Genomic DNA, 15,763 nt, shown 5'->3' with positions numbered 1-15,763 from the left:
GGGAGCGACGCGACGACATCCACGAAGCATTCCTCGGCCTCGCCACCTGCCTCATCACCCACCGTCACGTCCAACGCCTTTGTTAGGACCTCTAATACTGCAACGGTGCTTGCGGTGACTGCTGACCAGGTCGGTCGTTGGTGTGGTTATGGGTGGGGACCTTGCTGATGTCAGGTTGTGGGCGAGTGAACTGAACGCTGTGCATGACCGGTTCGTGCACCGGTTCAACAGATCGGAGCCGCGGGAGTCAGTACTGGCCTATATGCGGGGATTGATCGCTCCGCTGCAGCGCAAGAACGGCTGGTCCTTGGCGGAGGAGGCCGGTCACGCAGGCCCGGATCGTATCCACCGGATGCTGAACCGGATCGAGTGGGACGTCGATGAGGTCCTTGATGACGTGCGTCAGTATGTGGTCGACAACCTGGGTGACCCAGGCGCCGTCCTGATCGTGGACGACACCGGCTTCCTGAAGAAAGGGGTGCGGTCGGCGGGGGTGCAACGGCAGTACTCCGGCACCGCCGGGCGGACCGAGAACTGCCAGATCGGCGTCTTTCTCGCTTATGCGGCGCAGTCTGGCATCAGGCTGACCGGTACCGGGCGGCTGTGCAAGCGCCCGGCTCGGCCAAGTCGTCGCGCACGTCGAGCGGTTCAAACACCTCGACGTCGGGACCGAAGTCCTCCCGAACATCAGCTCGACTGGAAGGAGTGCCCCCGTCGACGCCATTCCTCCGCGAGCAGTTCGTACGACCTCACCCGGTCCGTGTGGTCGTGGGTGATGGTCGTGATGAGCAGCTCGTCCGCGCCCGTAGCCTCCTGGAGGAGTTCCAACTGGTCTGCCACCCGGCCCGGTGAGCCGACGAACTGGGTGTCGAGGCGGTCCTGGACGAGGGCCCGGTCCTCGTCGGTCCATGGGTGGGCACGCGCTTCCTCCGGCGTCGGAAACTCGATGGCGCCCTCGGCGGTGCGGATGCTGCGTACCCACAGGCCGTATCCGGTGGCGAGTGCGCGTGCGGTGGCGTCGTCCTCGGCGACGACGACATCCGCCGAGACGCTGACGTACGGCTTGTCGAGGAACTCGGAAGGCTGGAAGAAGGACCGGTAAGCCTCCACGGCCTCCAGGACCGTGGCCGGGCTGACGTGGTAGTTCGCCGCGAAGCGCAGACCGTTGCTGCCTGCGACAGCGGCGCTCTGGCCGCCGCTGCTGCCCAGGATCCACACCTCCACGTCGGCTCCCTCCCCCGGCACGATGTGCGCCTCGACGCCCTCCGGGGAGCGGTAGGTGCCGGCGAACAGGGCAAGGATGTCGTCGACCTGCTCGGCGTAGTCCTGGGACTCGGCGCCCGGCAGCATGAGCAGCCTGCGCTGCAGCGCCATGCGGGGTGACCCGAGCAGATGCTCGAAGGAGAAGCGGGGCGGGATCAACAGGCCGTTCGGGGTGCGGCCGTCGACGACCGGGGTCGCCGTCGACAACGGTGCGGCCGGCTGTCCCGGCGGGCGGCCGCCCGAGCGGCCCAGGCCCAGATCGAAGCGGCCCGGGTGCATCGCGTCGAGCAGGCCGAACTCCTCCACGGTGGACAGCGCCGTGCGGTGCCCGAGCTGCACGGCCCCGGAACCGAGCCGGATGGTGGAGGTGGCGGATGCGGTCAGGGCCAGGACGACTGCGGGTGACGTACCCGCCACGCCCGGATTGAGGTGGTGCTCGGCGAACCAGTAGCGGGCATATCCGAAGCGCTCCGCCTGCTGTGCGAGGTCGATGGAGTTGCGCAGGGCGTCGGCTGCCGTCGAGCCGGAGGGGATCGGGACCAGGTCGAGAACGCCGAGGGCAGTGTCAGACATGGACGGACTCCTGGGTGAGCGGTGGCGCCGGAAGCACGGGTCCCCACACGAACGGCGGGTCCGGGATCTCGCGGCGCAGCACGGGGGCTACCTTGGACTGGAACAGCTCGAGGGAGGCACGGTGCTGGGACTCCGTCAGCCCGCTCGCGTCGGCGTGCAGGTGGAGCACGGTGTGCCCGAACTGTTCGTGGTAGCGGTGCACCTTGTCGATGACCTGTTGCGGGCTGCCGATCAGAGCGGAGCTGCGTTCGGCGAAGTCCTCCAGGGTCTCGAAGACGACCGGCAGGCCGGCCTTCTTGAAGAACGCCAGGTTGGACTCGAAGACCGGCCGGTACGCGGCCATCGCCTCCTGCGAGGCGGGGGCGACGCAGATGCCCGCCGTGCCCGCGCCCACGGTGATCTTTGCCGGGTCGTGGCCGTAGTGCTCCCACCGCTCGCGGTAGTGGCGGATCAACTCGGCATACGGCTCGATGGGGTTGGTGACGTTCGCCGAGAACAGCGGGTCGCCGTAACGGGCGGCCAGGTCGACCGACTCCTTGCTGGTCGCGCTGCCGTGCCAGACCCGGACCGGCCGCTGATACGGCCGCGGCCACACCTCGGCGTCCGTCAGCGGGGGACGGAAGCGGGTCTCGGCGGTGACCTTGTCCTGGCGCCAGATCTCCCGGAAGACCTCGTAACTCTCGGCGTTGCGGTCCCACTGGTCCTCGGGCGTGACATGGAACAGGTCGCGCTGGGCGGCACCGTTGCCCTTGCCGATGATCAGGTCGAGGCGCCCGTTGGAGAGGTGGTCGAGGGTCGCGTAGTCCTCGTAGGCGCGGACAGGGTCGAGGAGGCTGAGCGTGGTCACGGCGGTGAACAGCCGGATCCGCTTGGTCAACGCGGCGACGTGGCTCAGTACGACCGGCGGCGAGGAGGAGATGAACGGCCGCTCGTGCCGCTCCCCCACGCCGAAGCCGTCGAAGCCCAATTGCTCGGCGAGCAGGGCGCTGTCGAGCACCTCGCGGAACCGGTCGTGCGTCGGCTTCTGGACACCGGTGACAGGGTCCGGGCGGTGCACGATCAGAGTGATCGCGAGGAACTTCACGAGGCCACCCGCTCGTCTGACACGTCGTCGGGGTGGGCGAGGCCGAGGTGGTGGCGGAGGGTCGGGCCCTCGTACTCGGTGCGGAAGACACCCCGTTCCTGCAGGAGGGGAACGACCTGGTCGGCGAAGTCGTCGAGGCCGGTGGGGGTGATGTGCGGGACGAGGATGAAGCCGTCGCTCGCGTCGGCCTGGACGTACTCATCGATGGTGCGGGCGACCGTGGCCGGGGAGCCGACGAAGTTCTGGCGGTTGCCGGTGTTGATGACCAGGTCTCGGATGGACCAGTTGTTGGCGGCGGCCAGCTCGCGCCACTGGCGCGCGGTGGCCAGCGGGTCGCGGTACATGCGCACTTGGGCGCGGCCCTTGGAGATGTGGTCGTCGCTGACGTCCGGGTCGATGTCGGGCAGCGGGCCCTCCGGGTCGTAGGAGGACAGGTCCCGGTTCCAGACGAACTCCAGGTGCTTGAGGGCGGTGGCGCCGCTGACCTGCTGACGGCGGACTTCCCTGGCCAGGTCCGCCGCCTCCGCGTCGGTGTCGGCGAGGACGAAGGTGGCGGCGGGCAGGATGAGCAACTGGTCAGGCCGGCGGCCGTACTTGGCGAGGCGCTGCTTGACGTCCTTGTAGAAGGACTGGCCCGCCTCCAGGGTGGCGTAGCGGCTGAAGATGGCGTCGGCGGACGAGGCGGCGAACTCGCGGCCCTCGTCGGAGTCACCGGCCTGGAAGATGACGGGGCGGCCCTGCGGGGAGCGCGGGACGTTGAACTGGCCGTGGATGTCGAAGTGCAGGCCGGAGTGGACGAAGGAGCCGGCCTTCGCGTCGCGCAGGAAGACGCCTGCGGCCTGGTCGGCGATGATCTCGTCGCCGTGCCAGGAGTCGAAGAGTTCGTTCGCCGTGGCCAGGAACTCCTTGGCGCGGGAGTAGCGCTCCGATTGGGGCAGGAAGCCGCCGCGGCGGAAGTTCTCGCCGGTGAAGGCGTCCCAGGAGGTGACGACGTTCCAGGCGGAGCGACCGCCGGAGAGGTGGTCGAGGCTGGCGAACTGGCGGGCGACCTCGTAGGGCTCGTTGAAGGTGGAGTTGATGGTGCCGGTCAGACCGAGGCGTTCGGTGACGGCGGCGAGCGCGGCGAGGACGGTGAACGTGTCGGGGCGGCCGACGACGTCCAAGTCGTAGATGTGACCGCCCTGTTCGCGTAGGCGCAGTCCCTCGGCGAGGAAGAGGAAGTCGAACTTGGCGCGTTCCGCGGTCTGCGCGAAGTGGACGAAGGAGCTGAACTCGATGTGGCTGCCGGCGGCCGGGTCGCTCCACACGGTGGTGTTGTTGACGCCCGGGAAGTGCGCGGCCAGATGGATCTGCTTCAGCGGCTTACTCATGGTGGGTGCGGTCCTTCCGGCTCAGGCGGTCGCTGCGGCGTAGCGGTTGGCGGGGCGGGACAGGCCCAGCAGGCCGCGCAGGGTGTCGGCTTCGTAGGCGGTGCGGAAGGCGCCCCGGCGCTGGAGCTCGGGGACCAGGCCCTGAGTGATGGCGGGCAGGTCGTGTCCCGCGACCGCGGGCCGCAGCCGGAAGCCGCTCAGACCTTCCTGCGCCCACTCCTGCAGCAGATCAGCGAGTTGGACGGGCGTACCGGCGAAGATACGTGCGTCGCTGGTGTACGGCTCTCCGGCGAGGGCGTCGAGGCGTGCGCGTCGGTCCTCCGCGCCGCCCTGCTCGTCGTCCAGAAAGACCACCAAGTCACCGAAGACGTGCAGGGGTTCACCCACTCGCCCGGCCGTCTCCTGCTCGGCGCGGATCGCGGCGACGATCGCGCGCGCCTGGTCGGCGTCGTGCGGGGTGACGTAACCGACATCGGCCTGGTTGGCCACCAGGCGGTAGGGGACGGTCTGGTGGGCGAGGGCGGTGACCAGCGGCTGGCCCTGCGGCGGGCGCGGGGTGATGGAGGGGCCCTTGACGCTGAAGTGCCTGCCCTCGAAGTCGATGTAGTGCAGCTTGTCGCGGTCGATGAAGCGGCCGGTGGCGACGTCCCGGATCTCGGCGTCGTCCTCCCAGCTGTCCCAGAGCCGGCGCACGACCTCGACGTAGTCGGCGGCTTCGTCGAACAGCTCGGTGAGCCGCTCCTGTCCGGCGGGGGTCTGCAACTCCTCCAGGCTGATCGGCGGGAAGGTGCGGCGGCCGAAGTGGTCGGCCTCGTTCGGTCGGGCGGTGACCTGGACGCGCAGGCCCGCGCGGCCGGTGCTGACGTAGTCGAGGGTGGCAATGGCCTTGGAGATGTGGAAGGGCTCCGTGTGGGTGGCGACCACAGTCGGGACCAGGCCGATGTGCCGGGTCAGGGGGGCGATGCGCGAAGCGATCAGTACGGCGTCCAGGCGGCCGCGGACCTGGTCGGTGCGACCATCCGGCTCGCCGTAGTGCGAGGACTGCAGGCCGAGACCGTCCTCCAGGGTGACGAAGTCGAGCAAGCCGCGCTCGGCCTCGGCGACCAGATCGGCCCAGTATCCGGCGGTGAACAGGTCCCGGGGGCGGGCGACCTGCTCGCGCCAGGAGGCGGGGTGCCAGCCGGTGCCGTCCAGGGCGACGGCAAGGTGCAGACGGGAAGCGGGAGTTGAGGACACGAGGGTGCCTTCCTGGAGGTCCGTACGAGATCGCCGCGCGCGGACGGGGACGCGCACGGCAGGAATGGGGCAACGGGTCAGGAACAACAGAGGGCGCCGGCGACGCGCTGGAGGTCGATGTGGGGCCGGCTGTGGAGGCGGACGGCACGAAGTACACGTGTCATCTGGCCCACCTCCGCTCGATACATTGCCTTCGACAAGGCCAACGGCACGGCTATGCCGTTTCTTCCAGTACAGCGGCTTCGGTCTGCCGTACAAGCGAGAAGACCGTACGGCGGCGCAGGGTGAAGCCGATCGACTCGTACAACCGGATCGCGTTCGTGTTGTCGGCCCTGGCGTGCAGAAAGGGCCGCTCGCCGCGCTCCTTGATGCCGGCCGCGACGGCGCGGACCAGGCGGGTGGCCAGGCCCCGGCCGCGATACGCCGGGTCGGTGCACACGGCGCTGATCTCGGTCCAGCCGGGTGGATGGAGGCGTTCGCCGGCCAGGGCGATCAGGCGGCCGTGGTGGCGGATGCCCAGGTAGGTGCCCATCTCGACGGTGCGGGGCAGATAGGGGCCGGGTTCGGTGCGGGCCACCAAGTCGAGGATCTCGGGCACATCGCCCGGGCCGAGCCGTACGGCCTCGGGGTCGGCCTCCGCGCGCAGGCCGGTGTCCACGAGCTGGACGCCGTCTCCGGTGCCGACGACCTCCCAGCCCTCCGGCGCCTCGGTGACGCCCCGCACCGAGGCGGTGCCACCGGGGCCGACGAGCGCGGCAAGGTCGACCCAGGCGCGCGGGTCGTCCTCGTCGGACACGGCGTAGAAGGGAGCCACATCCCGGTGATAGCGGGCGGCATGGCCGATTCGTTCGGCGAAGTGGGCGTGGGGGCCGGTGAGCGCGGCCCAGGCGGGGTTGTCCAGGATGTGCGAGGAGCTGGCGTCGAGGGCGATGACGGACATGGTGTGGCGTTCTCCGGGGTGCGGCTCGGGGTGTCCGGCGGGCGGGGACTCCATCGCGGGGCGGCGGTGGAGTCCCCGGCACACGGTGGTCAGGAGTTGTCGAGCGGCAGGCCCGGCGGGTTCACCTCGGACTTGGCGACGGCCTCGTCGGAGAGGTTGTACGCCTTGAGCCACTCCGCGTACTGACCGTTCTTGATCAGGTAGTTGATGGCGTCGGCCAGCGGCTTGGCGAGTCCGCTGTCCTTCTTCGCCGTTGCCGCGATCAGGCCCTGCAGGCTCGCGCCCGCTCCGGAGTAGGTGCCCGCGGTGCGGGTGGCGTTGGGCGTATTGGCCACCTGGCGGTTGTGGTAGGCGAAGCCTGGGTTGGGACCGAAGGAGGCGTCGATCTTGCCGCTGTTCAGGGCGAGGTAGGTGCTGGGGCTGTCCTGGAAGTGCTTGACGGTGAGCTTCTTGCCTTCCTTGGCCAGCTTGTCCTTCCACTCCAGGAGGATCTTCTCCTGGTTGGTGCCGGAGCTGACGGCGATCGTCTTGCCGGCGAGGTTCTCGTAGTTGCCGTCGAAGTTCCAGGTGCTCTTCTTCGGCACGAGGAAGGCGAGGTTGTCCTGCCGGTAGGAGGCGAACTCGTACTTCTTCTTGCGCTCCTCGGTGTCGGTGACGTTGGAGAAGGCCACGTCGACCTTGCCGCTGTCGATACCGACGAAGAGGTTCTCCCAGGTGGAGTTCTTGACCTCGGCCTTGAGCCCGAACACCGCGGCGACCAGGCGGCCGAGGTCCGGCTCGGAGCCGGTGAGGGTCTTCTGGTCGTCGCCGACGTACGCCAGCGGCGGGAACCCGGCGGGCAGGGCACCGATGCCGATCTCCAGCTTGCCGCTCTTCTTGACCGCGGCGGGCAGTTCGGCGCTGATGGACTTGACCTCGGAGACCTTGATGGTGGTCTGGGTGGCGGCGCCGTTGGAGACACGTCCGATGGCGACCTCGCCGGTCTTGGCGGCGGCGTCGGCAGTGGTGGCCGCGTCGCTGTTGCCACCGCAGGCGGCGAGCCCGGTGGCCAGGGAGGCGACGGCGGTCGCCGCGGTGATGCCGTGTATCAGGCTGCGTCGGGTGAACTGGGTGGGCATGGCCGTTCCTTGTCGCTGAAGGTGATGAGGGTGGCGTGGGGGGAGGTCTTGGGGATGCGGCGGGTCAGAGGACCTTGCTGAGGAAGTCCCTGGTCCGTTCGTGTCGCGGTTTGTCGAGGACCTCGGAGGGCGGGCCCTGTTCGACGATCCGGCCGCCGTCGATGAAGACGACCCGGTCGGCGATCTCGCGGGCGAAGCCGATCTCGTGGGTGACGATGACGAGGGTGGTGCCGCTGGTCGCCAGGTCCTTGATGACGGCGAGGACTTCACCGACCAGTTCGGGGTCGAGGGCGGAGGTGGGTTCGTCGAAGAGGATGACGCCGGGGCGCAGGGCGAGTGCGCGGGCGATGGCGACGCGCTGCTGCTGGCCGCCGGAGAGTTGGCGCGGGTAGGCGCCGGTCTTGTCAGCGAGGCCGACGCGGCCGAGGAGTTCGCGGGCGAGTTCCTGTGCGTCGGGCTTGCCGAGCCGGCCCGTGGCGACGGGAGCCGCGGCCACGTTGTCCAGCACGGTCAGGTGCGGGAAGAGGTTGAAGTTCTGGAAGACGAAGCCGATCCGTCCGCGCTGGCTGAGGATGGCCCGCTCGCTGAGCTCCTTGAGCCGCTCGCCGTGCCGCTTCACGCCGATCAGTTCGCCGTTGATGCTGACGTAGCCGATCTCGGGCTTCTCCAGGTGGTTGATGACCCGCAGCAGGGTGGACTTGCCGGAGCCGGAGGGGCCCAGGATGACGGTGACCTCGCCGGGGCGGACAGTCAGGTCGACGCCGTCCAGTACCCGGTGGGTGCCGTACCACTTGTGCACGTCGTGGACCTCGACGGTGGCGGGCTCGACGTCCGCCAGGGCTTCGAGCGTCTCGGCGGTCATACGGCGGCCTCCCGGCGGATACGGGCCCGCAGGTCGGAAAAACCGGTGCGGAGCTTCTGCAGTGGCGTCGGCGGCAGGCTGCGGGTGGCACCGCGGGCGTAGTGGCGCTCGACGTAGAACTGGACGACGGACACGATGCTGGTCAGGAGCAGGTACCAGACGGTGACGACCAGCAGTAGCGGCACGATGTCGCCGGGGTAGGTTGAGCCCATGGTCTGCGCGGAGCCGAACAGGTCGAGCAGGGAGACGTAGAAGACCAGCGAGGTGCTCTTGATGAGGCCGATGAGCTGGTTGACGTAGTTCGGGATGATCGAGCGCAGCGCCTGCGGGAACACGATCTTCCGGAACTGGTAGCCCTTCGGCAGGCCGAGTGCCGCGGCCGCCTCGTGCTGGCCCTGGTCGACGGAGAGGATGCCGCCGCGTACCACCTCGGCCGCGTAGGCGGCCTCGTTGAGGCTGAGGCCGATGACGGCGACGACCATGTCGGTGGCGAGTCTCGACTCGTCGAAGGAGAAGAAGGCCGGGCCGAAGGGGATTCCGACGCTCAACGTCTTGTACAGGGCGCTGAAGTTGTAGAGGAAGATCAGCACAACGATGAGCGGGATGGAGCGCAGCGCCCAGACGTAGGTCCAGCTGACCGCACGCAGCACCGGGCTCTTCGAGAGCCGGCCCAGTGCGAGCACGATGCCGCCGACAAGTCCCAGCACCGCACTGTAGGCGGTGACTTCGAGGGTGATCAGCAGGCCGTCGAGGATGGTGGGGCGCAGGAACCAGTAGCTCCAGCGGTCCCACTGGTAGAAGGGGTTGGTGACCAGTCCGTGCACGAACTGGGCGACCAGGACCAGGACGACCGCGGTGACGATCCAGCGTCCTGGCCGCCGCAATGGAAGAACACGCTGAGCTGTGAAGGATTTTGACGGTTCATCGGAGATCGGCGCCTCGGCGAGGGTGACGGTGGCACCAGGGGGTTCACTCATGGTGGGCTCCGGCTGGGTGGGAACACCCCGGAGGCACGGCGGCATGCGGCGGGGCACACGCCGGCGAGGTACCGGGGACGGGGAGGGCAACGGCAGACCGCGGGCGCGGTGGTCGTCAGGAAGTGCGGGGGCTGCGGGGAGGTGTCAGCCCCGACAGCGGGCGCGGCCCGGTGCGGTACACAGTGCGCTGTTCACGCGGAGCAGATCGACGGCACGATCGACGACGAGCAGGTTCGCGTACGACGGTACGCAGCCCGGGGAGCGGCGTGCGGCCGTCCTGGGAGCTGCGTACATGGCGTCACCGTCACTGTTCCGGCCCTGGGGCCCTCGCGCTTACCGAAACCTCATCGGCCAGGTCGTCACCTGGGGCACCCCACCGCGGTGGGAGGGTTGCCGGTCAGCAAGCCAGGGCTTGTCGCTGACGCTCATGACCTTTCTGGACGGTAGTTAAGACAACGGCCCGAACATTTGTCAACGCCGGTCCGGCAGGTGGAACGGCCGGCGGGCGGCGCGGGCCGCCCAGTCCAGAATGCTATGACGTTGCGTTCCTTCCGCTGCGGGGTTCAGGGCTTGAGGCGACCGGTGCCGAAGATCGCGGCCGACCTGGCCGTGAGCGCCGCCGCGAGGCCCCAGACCACGGCAAGGGCCCAGCCCGCACCGACGTCGCCCTGGCCGAGAAAGCCGATCGCTCGACCTGAACCAGCCAGAAGACGGGGTCGAGGCGGCTCAGGGCGTCCCAGAACGGCGGCAGTTGGTGGACCGAGTAGAAGACGCCGCCGAGAAAGGTTGACGATCGCCTGGGTGAAGAGACCGGGCACGATGAACCTGCCGTAGCCGATGCCTCCATCGTCTTGACGACCCGCCAGATCTCCGAGCGCAGCTCGACGTCGACGCCGGCCGTCGGCTCGTCGAGGATGAGCAGGCGGGGCGGTGCATGAGGGCGCGCAGTTCGTCGGCGCGCCGGGCGGCCGTTTTCCGGCCGATGCCGTGGTATCCGACGTGGTAGATCAGGATCTGCCGGATGGACAGGAACCGGTCGACGTCGATCTCCTGCGCGGCCAGGCCAAGGAGCCGACGGGTCTGACGGCTGCAGTGGTCGTGTCCGAGGACGGAGATGGTCCCTGCGGTGGGCCGGACGATGTTGCACACCGAGCCGATCAGCGTGGTCTTGCCTGCGCCGTTCGGGCCGAGCAGGCCGAAGAAGGCGCCGTCCGGTATCTCCAGGTCAAGCCCGGCCACCGCGGTGAAGCCGTCTTCGCAGGTCTTGCTAAGGCCCTCGACTCGCAGTGCGGGCGGACTCCCGCCGCTCCGGGAAGCGGCGGGAGTCGCGAGCGGGTCAGCCATGGAACTGGTTCGCCGGGACCGGGAGCCCGTAGTGCTCACGCAGGGTCGTGCCCTCGTACTCCTCGCGGAACAGCCCCTTGCCGCGCAGGATCGGCAACACATGCTCCACGAAGGCCGCGAGGCCCGACGGCAGGGCCGGAGCCATGATGTTGAACCCGTCCGCGGCACCGCCCTCGAACCAGGCGATGATCGTGTCCGCGATCTGCTCGGGCGTGCCGACGAACTCGAAGTGACCGCGTCCGCCGCCGAGCCGGGAGATGATCTGCCGGACCGTCAGCCGTTCGCGCACCGCGAGCTCGATGATCAGGTCGGAGCGGGACTGTGAGCCTTCCAGCTTCGACCTGGCGAGGATGAAGTCCGGTAGAGGGTCGTCGAGTTCGAAGACCGACGGTTCGGTCTCGAACACGGCGGCCAGCTGACGCAGCCCGTACTCCGGAACGCGCAGCTCGTCGAACTGCCGCGCAGTCGCCCGGGCCTCCTCCTCGGTCGACCCGATGTACGGGACGATGCCCGGCAGGACGATCACACCGTCCGGGTCGCGGCCCGCGGCCCCGGTCCGCGCCTTGATGTCGGCGTAGAAGGCGGCCGCGCGCTCGTACGTCGTGTGCGCGGTGAAGATCGCCTCGGCGTGGCGGGCGGCGAAGTCCTTGCCGTCCTCGGAAGAGCCGGCCTGCACGAGCAGCGGGTAGCCCTGCGGGGGACGCTCGACGTTGAGCGGGCCGGCCACCTTGAAGTATCTGCCCTCGTGGCCGAGGCGGTGCAGCCGCTCGGGGTCCGCGTAGCGTCCGGTTGCCCTGTCCGCGAGGACGGCCTCGGCCTCCCAGCTGTCCCACAGCGCCTTGGCGACCTTCAGGAACTCGTCGGCGCGGGCATAGCGTTCGGCGTGGCCGGGGCGGTCGTCGAGGCCGAAGTTGGCCGCCTCGTCCGCCCCGGCCGAGGTGACGATGTTCCAGCCGGCGCGACCGCCGCTGACGTGGTCGACGGAGGCGAGCCGGCGGGCGAGGTTGTACGGCTCGTTGTAGGTCGAGGACACGGTCGCGATGAGGCCGATCCTGCTGGTCGCCTGGGACAGCGCGGTCAGGAGCGTCAGCGGTTCGAGCTGGCCGGGCGGGCGGAACTCGCCGGTGCCGATGAGGGCCGGGCCGTCCGCGAGGAACAGCGAGTCGAACTTGGCGCTCTCGGCGAGCTGTGCCAGTTCGATCCAGTGCCGCAGGTCGAAGTCCGCCCGGGGATTGCTGTGCGGGAGCCGCCACGCCGCCTCGTGGTGGCCGGCCTCCATGAGGAAGGCGTTGAGGTGGAGCTGCCGTCTCGCGCTCATGAGGTGACCTTCAGCTTGGAGCTGTCGTAGCCGGCCGGGAGGAGGTTGTCGGTGATCGACTTGACGTCGACCTTCTTGGTGATCTGGCCGGCCTCCAGGAAGGCGTCGGCGAGCTTCTGCTCCAGCTCGATGTCCGACTGTTCCACCGGGGTCACCCGGTTCGAGTAGGCGGCCAGGGACGCCTTGGCGTCGGCCAGCGGGATGCCCTGCTCCTTCGAGAGCGCCTGCGCGTAATCGTCGGGGTTCTTGACGGCCCAGGCGAACTCCTGCGAGAGCCTCTTCAGGACGTCCGTGAGAGCCGCGCGCTTGGTCTTGTCCTTGAGCGACGTGTCACTGGCGACGTAGTAACTGCTCGTCTGGTCGATCGGCGGCAGACCCTTCACCAGGATCCGCGCGCCGTTCTTGACCGCGATCGCCGACTGCGGGTTCCAGATCGACCAGGCGTCCACCTTGCCGGTGTTGAACGCCGTCGCACCGGCCGCCGGGTCGAGGAAGGTCAGCTTCACGTCCTTGGGGGTGAGGCCGACGCTCTTCAGCGCGTTCAGGGCCAGGCCGTGGGCCGAACTGCCCTGTGGGACAGCGATCTTCTTGCCCTTGAGGTCGGCGGCCGTCTTCAGCGTCGAGCCCTTCGGCACGATGATGTTCTCGTTCGACTGGGTCGGCGTGAGTGAGCGGTTGACGGCGACGACCTTGAAGCCGTACTCCTTCGCGGCTCCGGTGATCGGCGGTACGTCGCCGACGCTGCCGAGGTCGATGTCGCCCGAGGCGGCGGCCTGCACGAGGGGCGGGCCGTAGGTGAACCGGGCGAACTTCACCTTGTAGGGGGCGTTGTCGAATACGCCGGTGATCTTCGCCAGCTCCTGGCTGCCGTCGCCGCCGTTGTCGCCGATGGTGAAGGTGTACTTGCTCCACTCGGGGTGCTTGGCGTCGCTCGCGTCGGCGGCGTTGCTCAGCGGCGCGGCGCTGTCCGAAGACGACGATCCGCAGGCGGCGAGGGTGCCCGCCAGGGCGAGCGAGCCGACGGCGCCGATGAGTCTGGTGGTTCTCTTTCGCATGGTTGTCGTGCTTTCTGCGCTGAGTGAGGGTGTTCGGGGAGGTCAGTGCCGGCCGGCGAGGCCGAGGTCTGCCAGGAGCCGGGCGCGGAGTTCCTCGCGTGCGACGCTCGCTTCGCGGTCCGCGGCGGAGAGGTGAACCTCGTGCGAGGTGCCGATTCGGCCGTTGCTCATGACGACGATGCGGTCCGCCAGGGCGATCGCCTCGTCGACATCGTGGGTGACGAGCAGCATGGCGGCGTGGTGCTTGGTCCGCAGCGCCCGTACGAGGTCGTGCATGCGCAGCCGGGTGATGGCGTCGAGGGCCGCGAACGGCTCATCAAGGAGCACGAGTTCGGGCTCCGAGACCAGCGCGCGCGCAAGCGACACCCGCTGAGCCTCGCCACCGGAGAGTTCCTTGGGCCAGGCCTTCTCACGGCCCGAGAGTCCGACCTCGGCGAGCACATCGAGGGCGCGCTGTTCCGCGTCGTGTCCGTGCAGGCCGAGGGTGACGTTGCGCAGGACCCGCTGCCAGGGCAGCAGCCGGTCGGCCTGGAAGACGATCGCACGCCGTGCCGGGACCTCCACGCGCCCTCCGTCGGGCCGGTCCAGTCCGGCGAGCAGCCGCAGAAGGGTGCTCTTGCCGCAGCCCGAGGGGCCGAGCAGGATCACCAGCTCCTCGTCGGCGATGGTGAGGTCGAGGTGGTCGAGCACCACCCGGTCACCGAACCGACGGACCACCTGCTCGACGACGACCGCGGTCTGCCGACGGGGCTCCGTCGCGATCGTGCTGCTCATGACGCCTCATAACCGGGTCGCCACCGCAGCAGCACCCGCTCGAGAACCCGGACGAACTGGTCGGCGAGCAGACCGAGGAGCGAGTAGATCACCAGCCCCACGAAGACCTGGTTGGTCTGGAGATAGGTCTGCCCTTGAGTGATGAGGAAGCCAAGTCCCTCGTCCGCGTTGACCGTTTCGGCTGCGACCAGGCCCAGGACGCTGTACGCGAGGGAGAACCGGAGGCCGACCAGGAACCCCGGCAGGGCTCCGGGCACCAGCACCCGCGTCACCAGGCGCCAGGTGCCCGCGCCCGTCGTCCGTGCCATCTCGATCAGCCGCTGGTCCACGCCCCGGATCGCGGCGAACAAATTGAGATACATCGGCACGCCGGCACCGAAGGAGATCAGCAGCACCTTCGTGAGTTCGTCGATGCCGAACCACACGATCATCAGCGGAAACACGGCCAGGAGGGGGATCGTGTTGAGCACCTGCACGAGGCCGTTGAACAGGTACTCACCGCTGCGCAGCAGCCCGCCGAGTACGCCGGTGACGACCCCCAGTGTCAGACCGATCGCCAGACCGATGCCGGCCCGCTGCAGCGAAATGGCCACGTCGGGTCCGAGGACGCCCTGTTGCCACAGATCGGCGGCTGACTTCACGATCGAGGTCGGCGCCGGGGCGTAGGACTTCGACACCACTCCGGCCCGGGCGAGCGCCTCCCAGGCGATGAGGATCGCGACCGGGGTCGTGTAGATGCCCAGCGGCCAGCGCAGGCGCTCGCGGAGTGTGCGCAGCAGCGTACTTCGGCGAGCAGCGTCGCGCGGGAGGAACACCTCGCGTTCCCGCGCGTTCGTCGTCCCGGGGTCCGGGCCCTTCACGACGGCCGGTGCCGGGATGCGGACCTCGGTCATGCCGCCACCGCCAGCACGCTGCTGTAGTGCGAGGCGTCGCCGAGGATTTGCTCACTGCGGCGGCCGTCGACGCCGGTCGGCACCTCGCCCGCCACCGTCACCCGGTTGAGGCGGCGCGGGTGGTCGTCGTAGTTGTCCACCCCGTAGTGCTGGGTGATCCGGTTGTCGAAGATCAGCAGCTGGTTTCGGGACCACTTCCAGCGCAGGATGTTCTCCGGACGCGTTACGTACGACTGGAAGATACGCAGCAGATCGGCCGAGTCGCTGCCCGACAGGCCGACGATCCGCTTGGCGAACCCGCCGATGAACAAACCGCGTTCGCCCGTCAGCGGATGCACCCGCACGACCGGGTGCTCGGCCTCGTAGGGCGTCGAGACGAAGATGCGGTCGTACTCCTGCTGTCCGGCGGTCGCGGCTGCGGGGCGCCCGTAGTCGTACTGGTTGGTGTGTACGACGCGCAGCGTGTCGGCGAGGGCGCGCAGCGGTTCGGGGAGGTCGCGGTAGGCCGCGGCGGCGTTGGCGATGAGGGTCTCGCCGCCGTAGGGCGGGATCACGACGGACCGGAGCGTGGTCAACTGCGGCGGGTTGACAACGAAAGTGACGTCCGTGTGCCATGCGTTGGCCTTGGAGGTCTCGCTGTCGACGGCGAGCACGTTCGTCGTGCCGTCTGCCGCCGGCACGTTCGGATGAGCGGTCGTCAGCTCGCCGAACCACCCGGCCACACGCTCCTGGTCGGCGTTGTCGAGCCGCACGTCGTCGAACACGAGCGCCTTGTGCTCGTTGAGGGCGTCTCGGAGCGTGGTGATCGTCGAGAAGTCCGGCGGCGCCGCGAGGTCGACGCCCTCGACGACTGCGCCGATACGGCCGGTGAGCTTGCGGATGGACGGAGGCATGAGGGGGTCCCTCCCGGACGGACGGGCACACCAAGGGGTGCCGGGCAGCTGGATGAAGGCGCT

The 15,763-nt window shown here is 69.0% G+C and carries 15 protein-coding genes, 1 pseudogene and 1 riboswitch; of the genes and pseudogenes, 1 reads left to right on the top strand and 15 read right to left on the bottom strand.

Annotated elements, in window-relative coordinates; translation table 11 throughout:
* Positions 1-148: 148 nt before the first annotated feature.
* Positions 149-637: pseudogene (locus tag ACZ4SW_RS36135) on the top strand (IS701 family transposase); the annotation flags it as partial.
* A 50-nt stretch (positions 638-687) separates the two neighbouring features.
* On the opposite strand, the gene ACZ4SW_RS36130 reads toward ACZ4SW_RS36135, so the two are convergent.
* The 15 genes from ACZ4SW_RS36130 to ACZ4SW_RS36060 all read right to left on the bottom strand — a co-directional run bounded on the left by ACZ4SW_RS36130 (position 688) and on the right by ACZ4SW_RS36060 (position 15,700).
* Entirely contained in the window at positions 688-1,836 is a 1,149-nt protein-coding gene (locus ACZ4SW_RS36130; RefSeq protein WP_468253319.1) for an LLM class flavin-dependent oxidoreductase, read from the bottom strand.
* The gene (locus ACZ4SW_RS36125; RefSeq protein ID WP_468253318.1) at positions 1,829-2,920 is read right to left on the bottom strand and encodes an LLM class flavin-dependent oxidoreductase; all 1,092 of its coding nucleotides are present in this window, start codon (positions 2,918-2,920) and stop codon (positions 1,829-1,831) included. The genes ACZ4SW_RS36130 and ACZ4SW_RS36125 overlap by 8 nt, the downstream gene beginning before the upstream one ends.
* On the bottom strand, positions 2,917-4,290 hold the full coding sequence (locus ACZ4SW_RS36120; protein WP_468253317.1) for an NtaA/DmoA family FMN-dependent monooxygenase: 1,374 nt from the start codon (positions 4,288-4,290) through the stop codon (positions 2,917-2,919). The genes ACZ4SW_RS36125 and ACZ4SW_RS36120 overlap by 4 nt, the downstream gene beginning before the upstream one ends.
* A 21-nt stretch (positions 4,291-4,311) precedes the next feature.
* A complete protein-coding gene (locus ACZ4SW_RS36115; protein ID WP_468253316.1) occupies positions 4,312-5,526 on the bottom strand; it encodes an LLM class flavin-dependent oxidoreductase in 1,215 nt (404 codons plus the stop codon).
* 77 nt (positions 5,527-5,603) lie between these two features.
* Complete coding sequence (locus ACZ4SW_RS36110; RefSeq protein ID WP_356315925.1) at positions 5,604-5,690, bottom strand: putative leader peptide; 87 nt, start codon at positions 5,688-5,690, stop codon at positions 5,604-5,606.
* A gap of 50 nt (positions 5,691-5,740) precedes the next feature.
* Complete coding sequence (locus ACZ4SW_RS36105) at positions 5,741-6,466, bottom strand: GNAT family N-acetyltransferase (protein ID WP_468253315.1); 726 nt, start codon at positions 6,464-6,466, stop codon at positions 5,741-5,743.
* 89 nt (positions 6,467-6,555) lie between these two features.
* Positions 6,556-7,584: an ABC transporter substrate-binding protein gene (locus ACZ4SW_RS36100; protein ID WP_468253314.1), complete on the bottom strand. Its 1,029-nt coding sequence runs from the start codon at positions 7,582-7,584 to the stop codon at positions 6,556-6,558.
* 64 nt (positions 7,585-7,648) lie between these two features.
* Complete coding sequence (locus ACZ4SW_RS36095; RefSeq protein ID WP_468253313.1) at positions 7,649-8,446, bottom strand: amino acid ABC transporter ATP-binding protein; 798 nt, start codon at positions 8,444-8,446, stop codon at positions 7,649-7,651.
* Positions 8,443-9,423 carry an amino acid ABC transporter permease gene (locus ACZ4SW_RS36090; RefSeq protein WP_468253312.1) on the bottom strand — a complete coding sequence of 327 codons (981 nt, stop codon included), beginning with the start codon at positions 9,421-9,423 and terminating at the stop codon, positions 8,443-8,445. The genes ACZ4SW_RS36095 and ACZ4SW_RS36090 overlap by 4 nt, the downstream gene beginning before the upstream one ends.
* A gap of 324 nt (positions 9,424-9,747) precedes the next feature.
* Positions 9,748-9,856, bottom strand: a riboswitch (SAM riboswitch).
* A 293-nt stretch (positions 9,857-10,149) separates the two neighbouring features.
* Complete coding sequence (locus tag ACZ4SW_RS36085) at positions 10,150-10,767, bottom strand: ATP-binding cassette domain-containing protein (RefSeq protein WP_468253311.1); 618 nt, start codon at positions 10,765-10,767, stop codon at positions 10,150-10,152.
* Positions 10,760-12,085, bottom strand: coding sequence for an LLM class flavin-dependent oxidoreductase (locus tag ACZ4SW_RS36080; RefSeq protein ID WP_468253310.1), 1,326 nt, complete (start codon positions 12,083-12,085; stop codon positions 10,760-10,762). The genes ACZ4SW_RS36085 and ACZ4SW_RS36080 overlap by 8 nt, the downstream gene beginning before the upstream one ends.
* A complete protein-coding gene (locus ACZ4SW_RS36075; RefSeq protein WP_468253309.1) occupies positions 12,082-13,140 on the bottom strand; it encodes an aliphatic sulfonate ABC transporter substrate-binding protein in 1,059 nt (352 codons plus the stop codon). The genes ACZ4SW_RS36080 and ACZ4SW_RS36075 overlap by 4 nt, the downstream gene beginning before the upstream one ends.
* Positions 13,141-13,182: 42 nt before the next feature.
* Positions 13,183-13,914 carry an ABC transporter ATP-binding protein gene (locus ACZ4SW_RS36070; protein ID WP_468253308.1) on the bottom strand — a complete coding sequence of 244 codons (732 nt, stop codon included), beginning with the start codon at positions 13,912-13,914 and terminating at the stop codon, positions 13,183-13,185.
* Positions 13,911-14,807: an ABC transporter permease gene (locus ACZ4SW_RS36065; RefSeq protein WP_468253307.1), complete on the bottom strand. Its 897-nt coding sequence runs from the start codon at positions 14,805-14,807 to the stop codon at positions 13,911-13,913. The genes ACZ4SW_RS36070 and ACZ4SW_RS36065 overlap by 4 nt, the downstream gene beginning before the upstream one ends.
* The gene (locus ACZ4SW_RS36060) at positions 14,804-15,700 is read right to left on the bottom strand and encodes a TauD/TfdA dioxygenase family protein (RefSeq protein ID WP_468253306.1); all 897 of its coding nucleotides are present in this window, start codon (positions 15,698-15,700) and stop codon (positions 14,804-14,806) included. The genes ACZ4SW_RS36065 and ACZ4SW_RS36060 overlap by 4 nt, the downstream gene beginning before the upstream one ends.
* Positions 15,701-15,763: the final 63 nt, after the last annotated feature.

It is taken from the genome of Streptomyces sp. NPDC028331 (genome assembly GCF_055565775.1).
The sequence above is the reverse complement of the archived record's forward strand: the minus strand, read 5'-3'. Positions and strand labels throughout refer to the sequence as shown.

Excerpts from the sequence above, each read along its gene's own strand:
- ACZ4SW_RS36130 (WP_468253319.1), bottom strand. The coding sequence starts at position 1,836 with ATGTCTGACACTGCCCTCGGCGTTCTCGACCTGGTCCCGATCCCCTCC.
- ACZ4SW_RS36120 (WP_468253317.1), bottom strand. The coding sequence starts at position 4,290 with ATGAGTAAGCCGCTGAAGCAGATCCATCTGGCCGCGCACTTCCCGGGC.
- ACZ4SW_RS36110 (WP_356315925.1), bottom strand. The coding sequence starts at position 5,690 with ATGACACGTGTACTTCGTGCCGTCCGCCTCCACAGCCGGCCCCACATC.
- ACZ4SW_RS36105 (WP_468253315.1), bottom strand. The coding sequence starts at position 6,466 with ATGTCCGTCATCGCCCTCGACGCCAGCTCCTCGCACATCCTGGACAAC.
- ACZ4SW_RS36100 (WP_468253314.1), bottom strand. The coding sequence starts at position 7,584 with ATGCCCACCCAGTTCACCCGACGCAGCCTGATACACGGCATCACCGCG.
- ACZ4SW_RS36095 (WP_468253313.1), bottom strand. The coding sequence starts at position 8,446 with ATGACCGCCGAGACGCTCGAAGCCCTGGCGGACGTCGAGCCCGCCACC.
- ACZ4SW_RS36090 (WP_468253312.1), bottom strand. The coding sequence starts at position 9,423 with ATGAGTGAACCCCCTGGTGCCACCGTCACCCTCGCCGAGGCGCCGATC.
- ACZ4SW_RS36085 (WP_468253311.1), bottom strand. The coding sequence starts at position 10,767 with ATGGCTGACCCGCTCGCGACTCCCGCCGCTTCCCGGAGCGGCGGGAGT.
- ACZ4SW_RS36080 (WP_468253310.1), bottom strand. The coding sequence starts at position 12,085 with ATGAGCGCGAGACGGCAGCTCCACCTCAACGCCTTCCTCATGGAGGCC.
- ACZ4SW_RS36075 (WP_468253309.1), bottom strand. The coding sequence starts at position 13,140 with ATGCGAAAGAGAACCACCAGACTCATCGGCGCCGTCGGCTCGCTCGCC.
- ACZ4SW_RS36070 (WP_468253308.1), bottom strand. The coding sequence starts at position 13,914 with ATGAGCAGCACGATCGCGACGGAGCCCCGTCGGCAGACCGCGGTCGTC.
- ACZ4SW_RS36065 (WP_468253307.1), bottom strand. The coding sequence starts at position 14,807 with ATGACCGAGGTCCGCATCCCGGCACCGGCCGTCGTGAAGGGCCCGGAC.
- ACZ4SW_RS36060 (WP_468253306.1), bottom strand. The coding sequence starts at position 15,700 with ATGCCTCCGTCCATCCGCAAGCTCACCGGCCGTATCGGCGCAGTCGTC.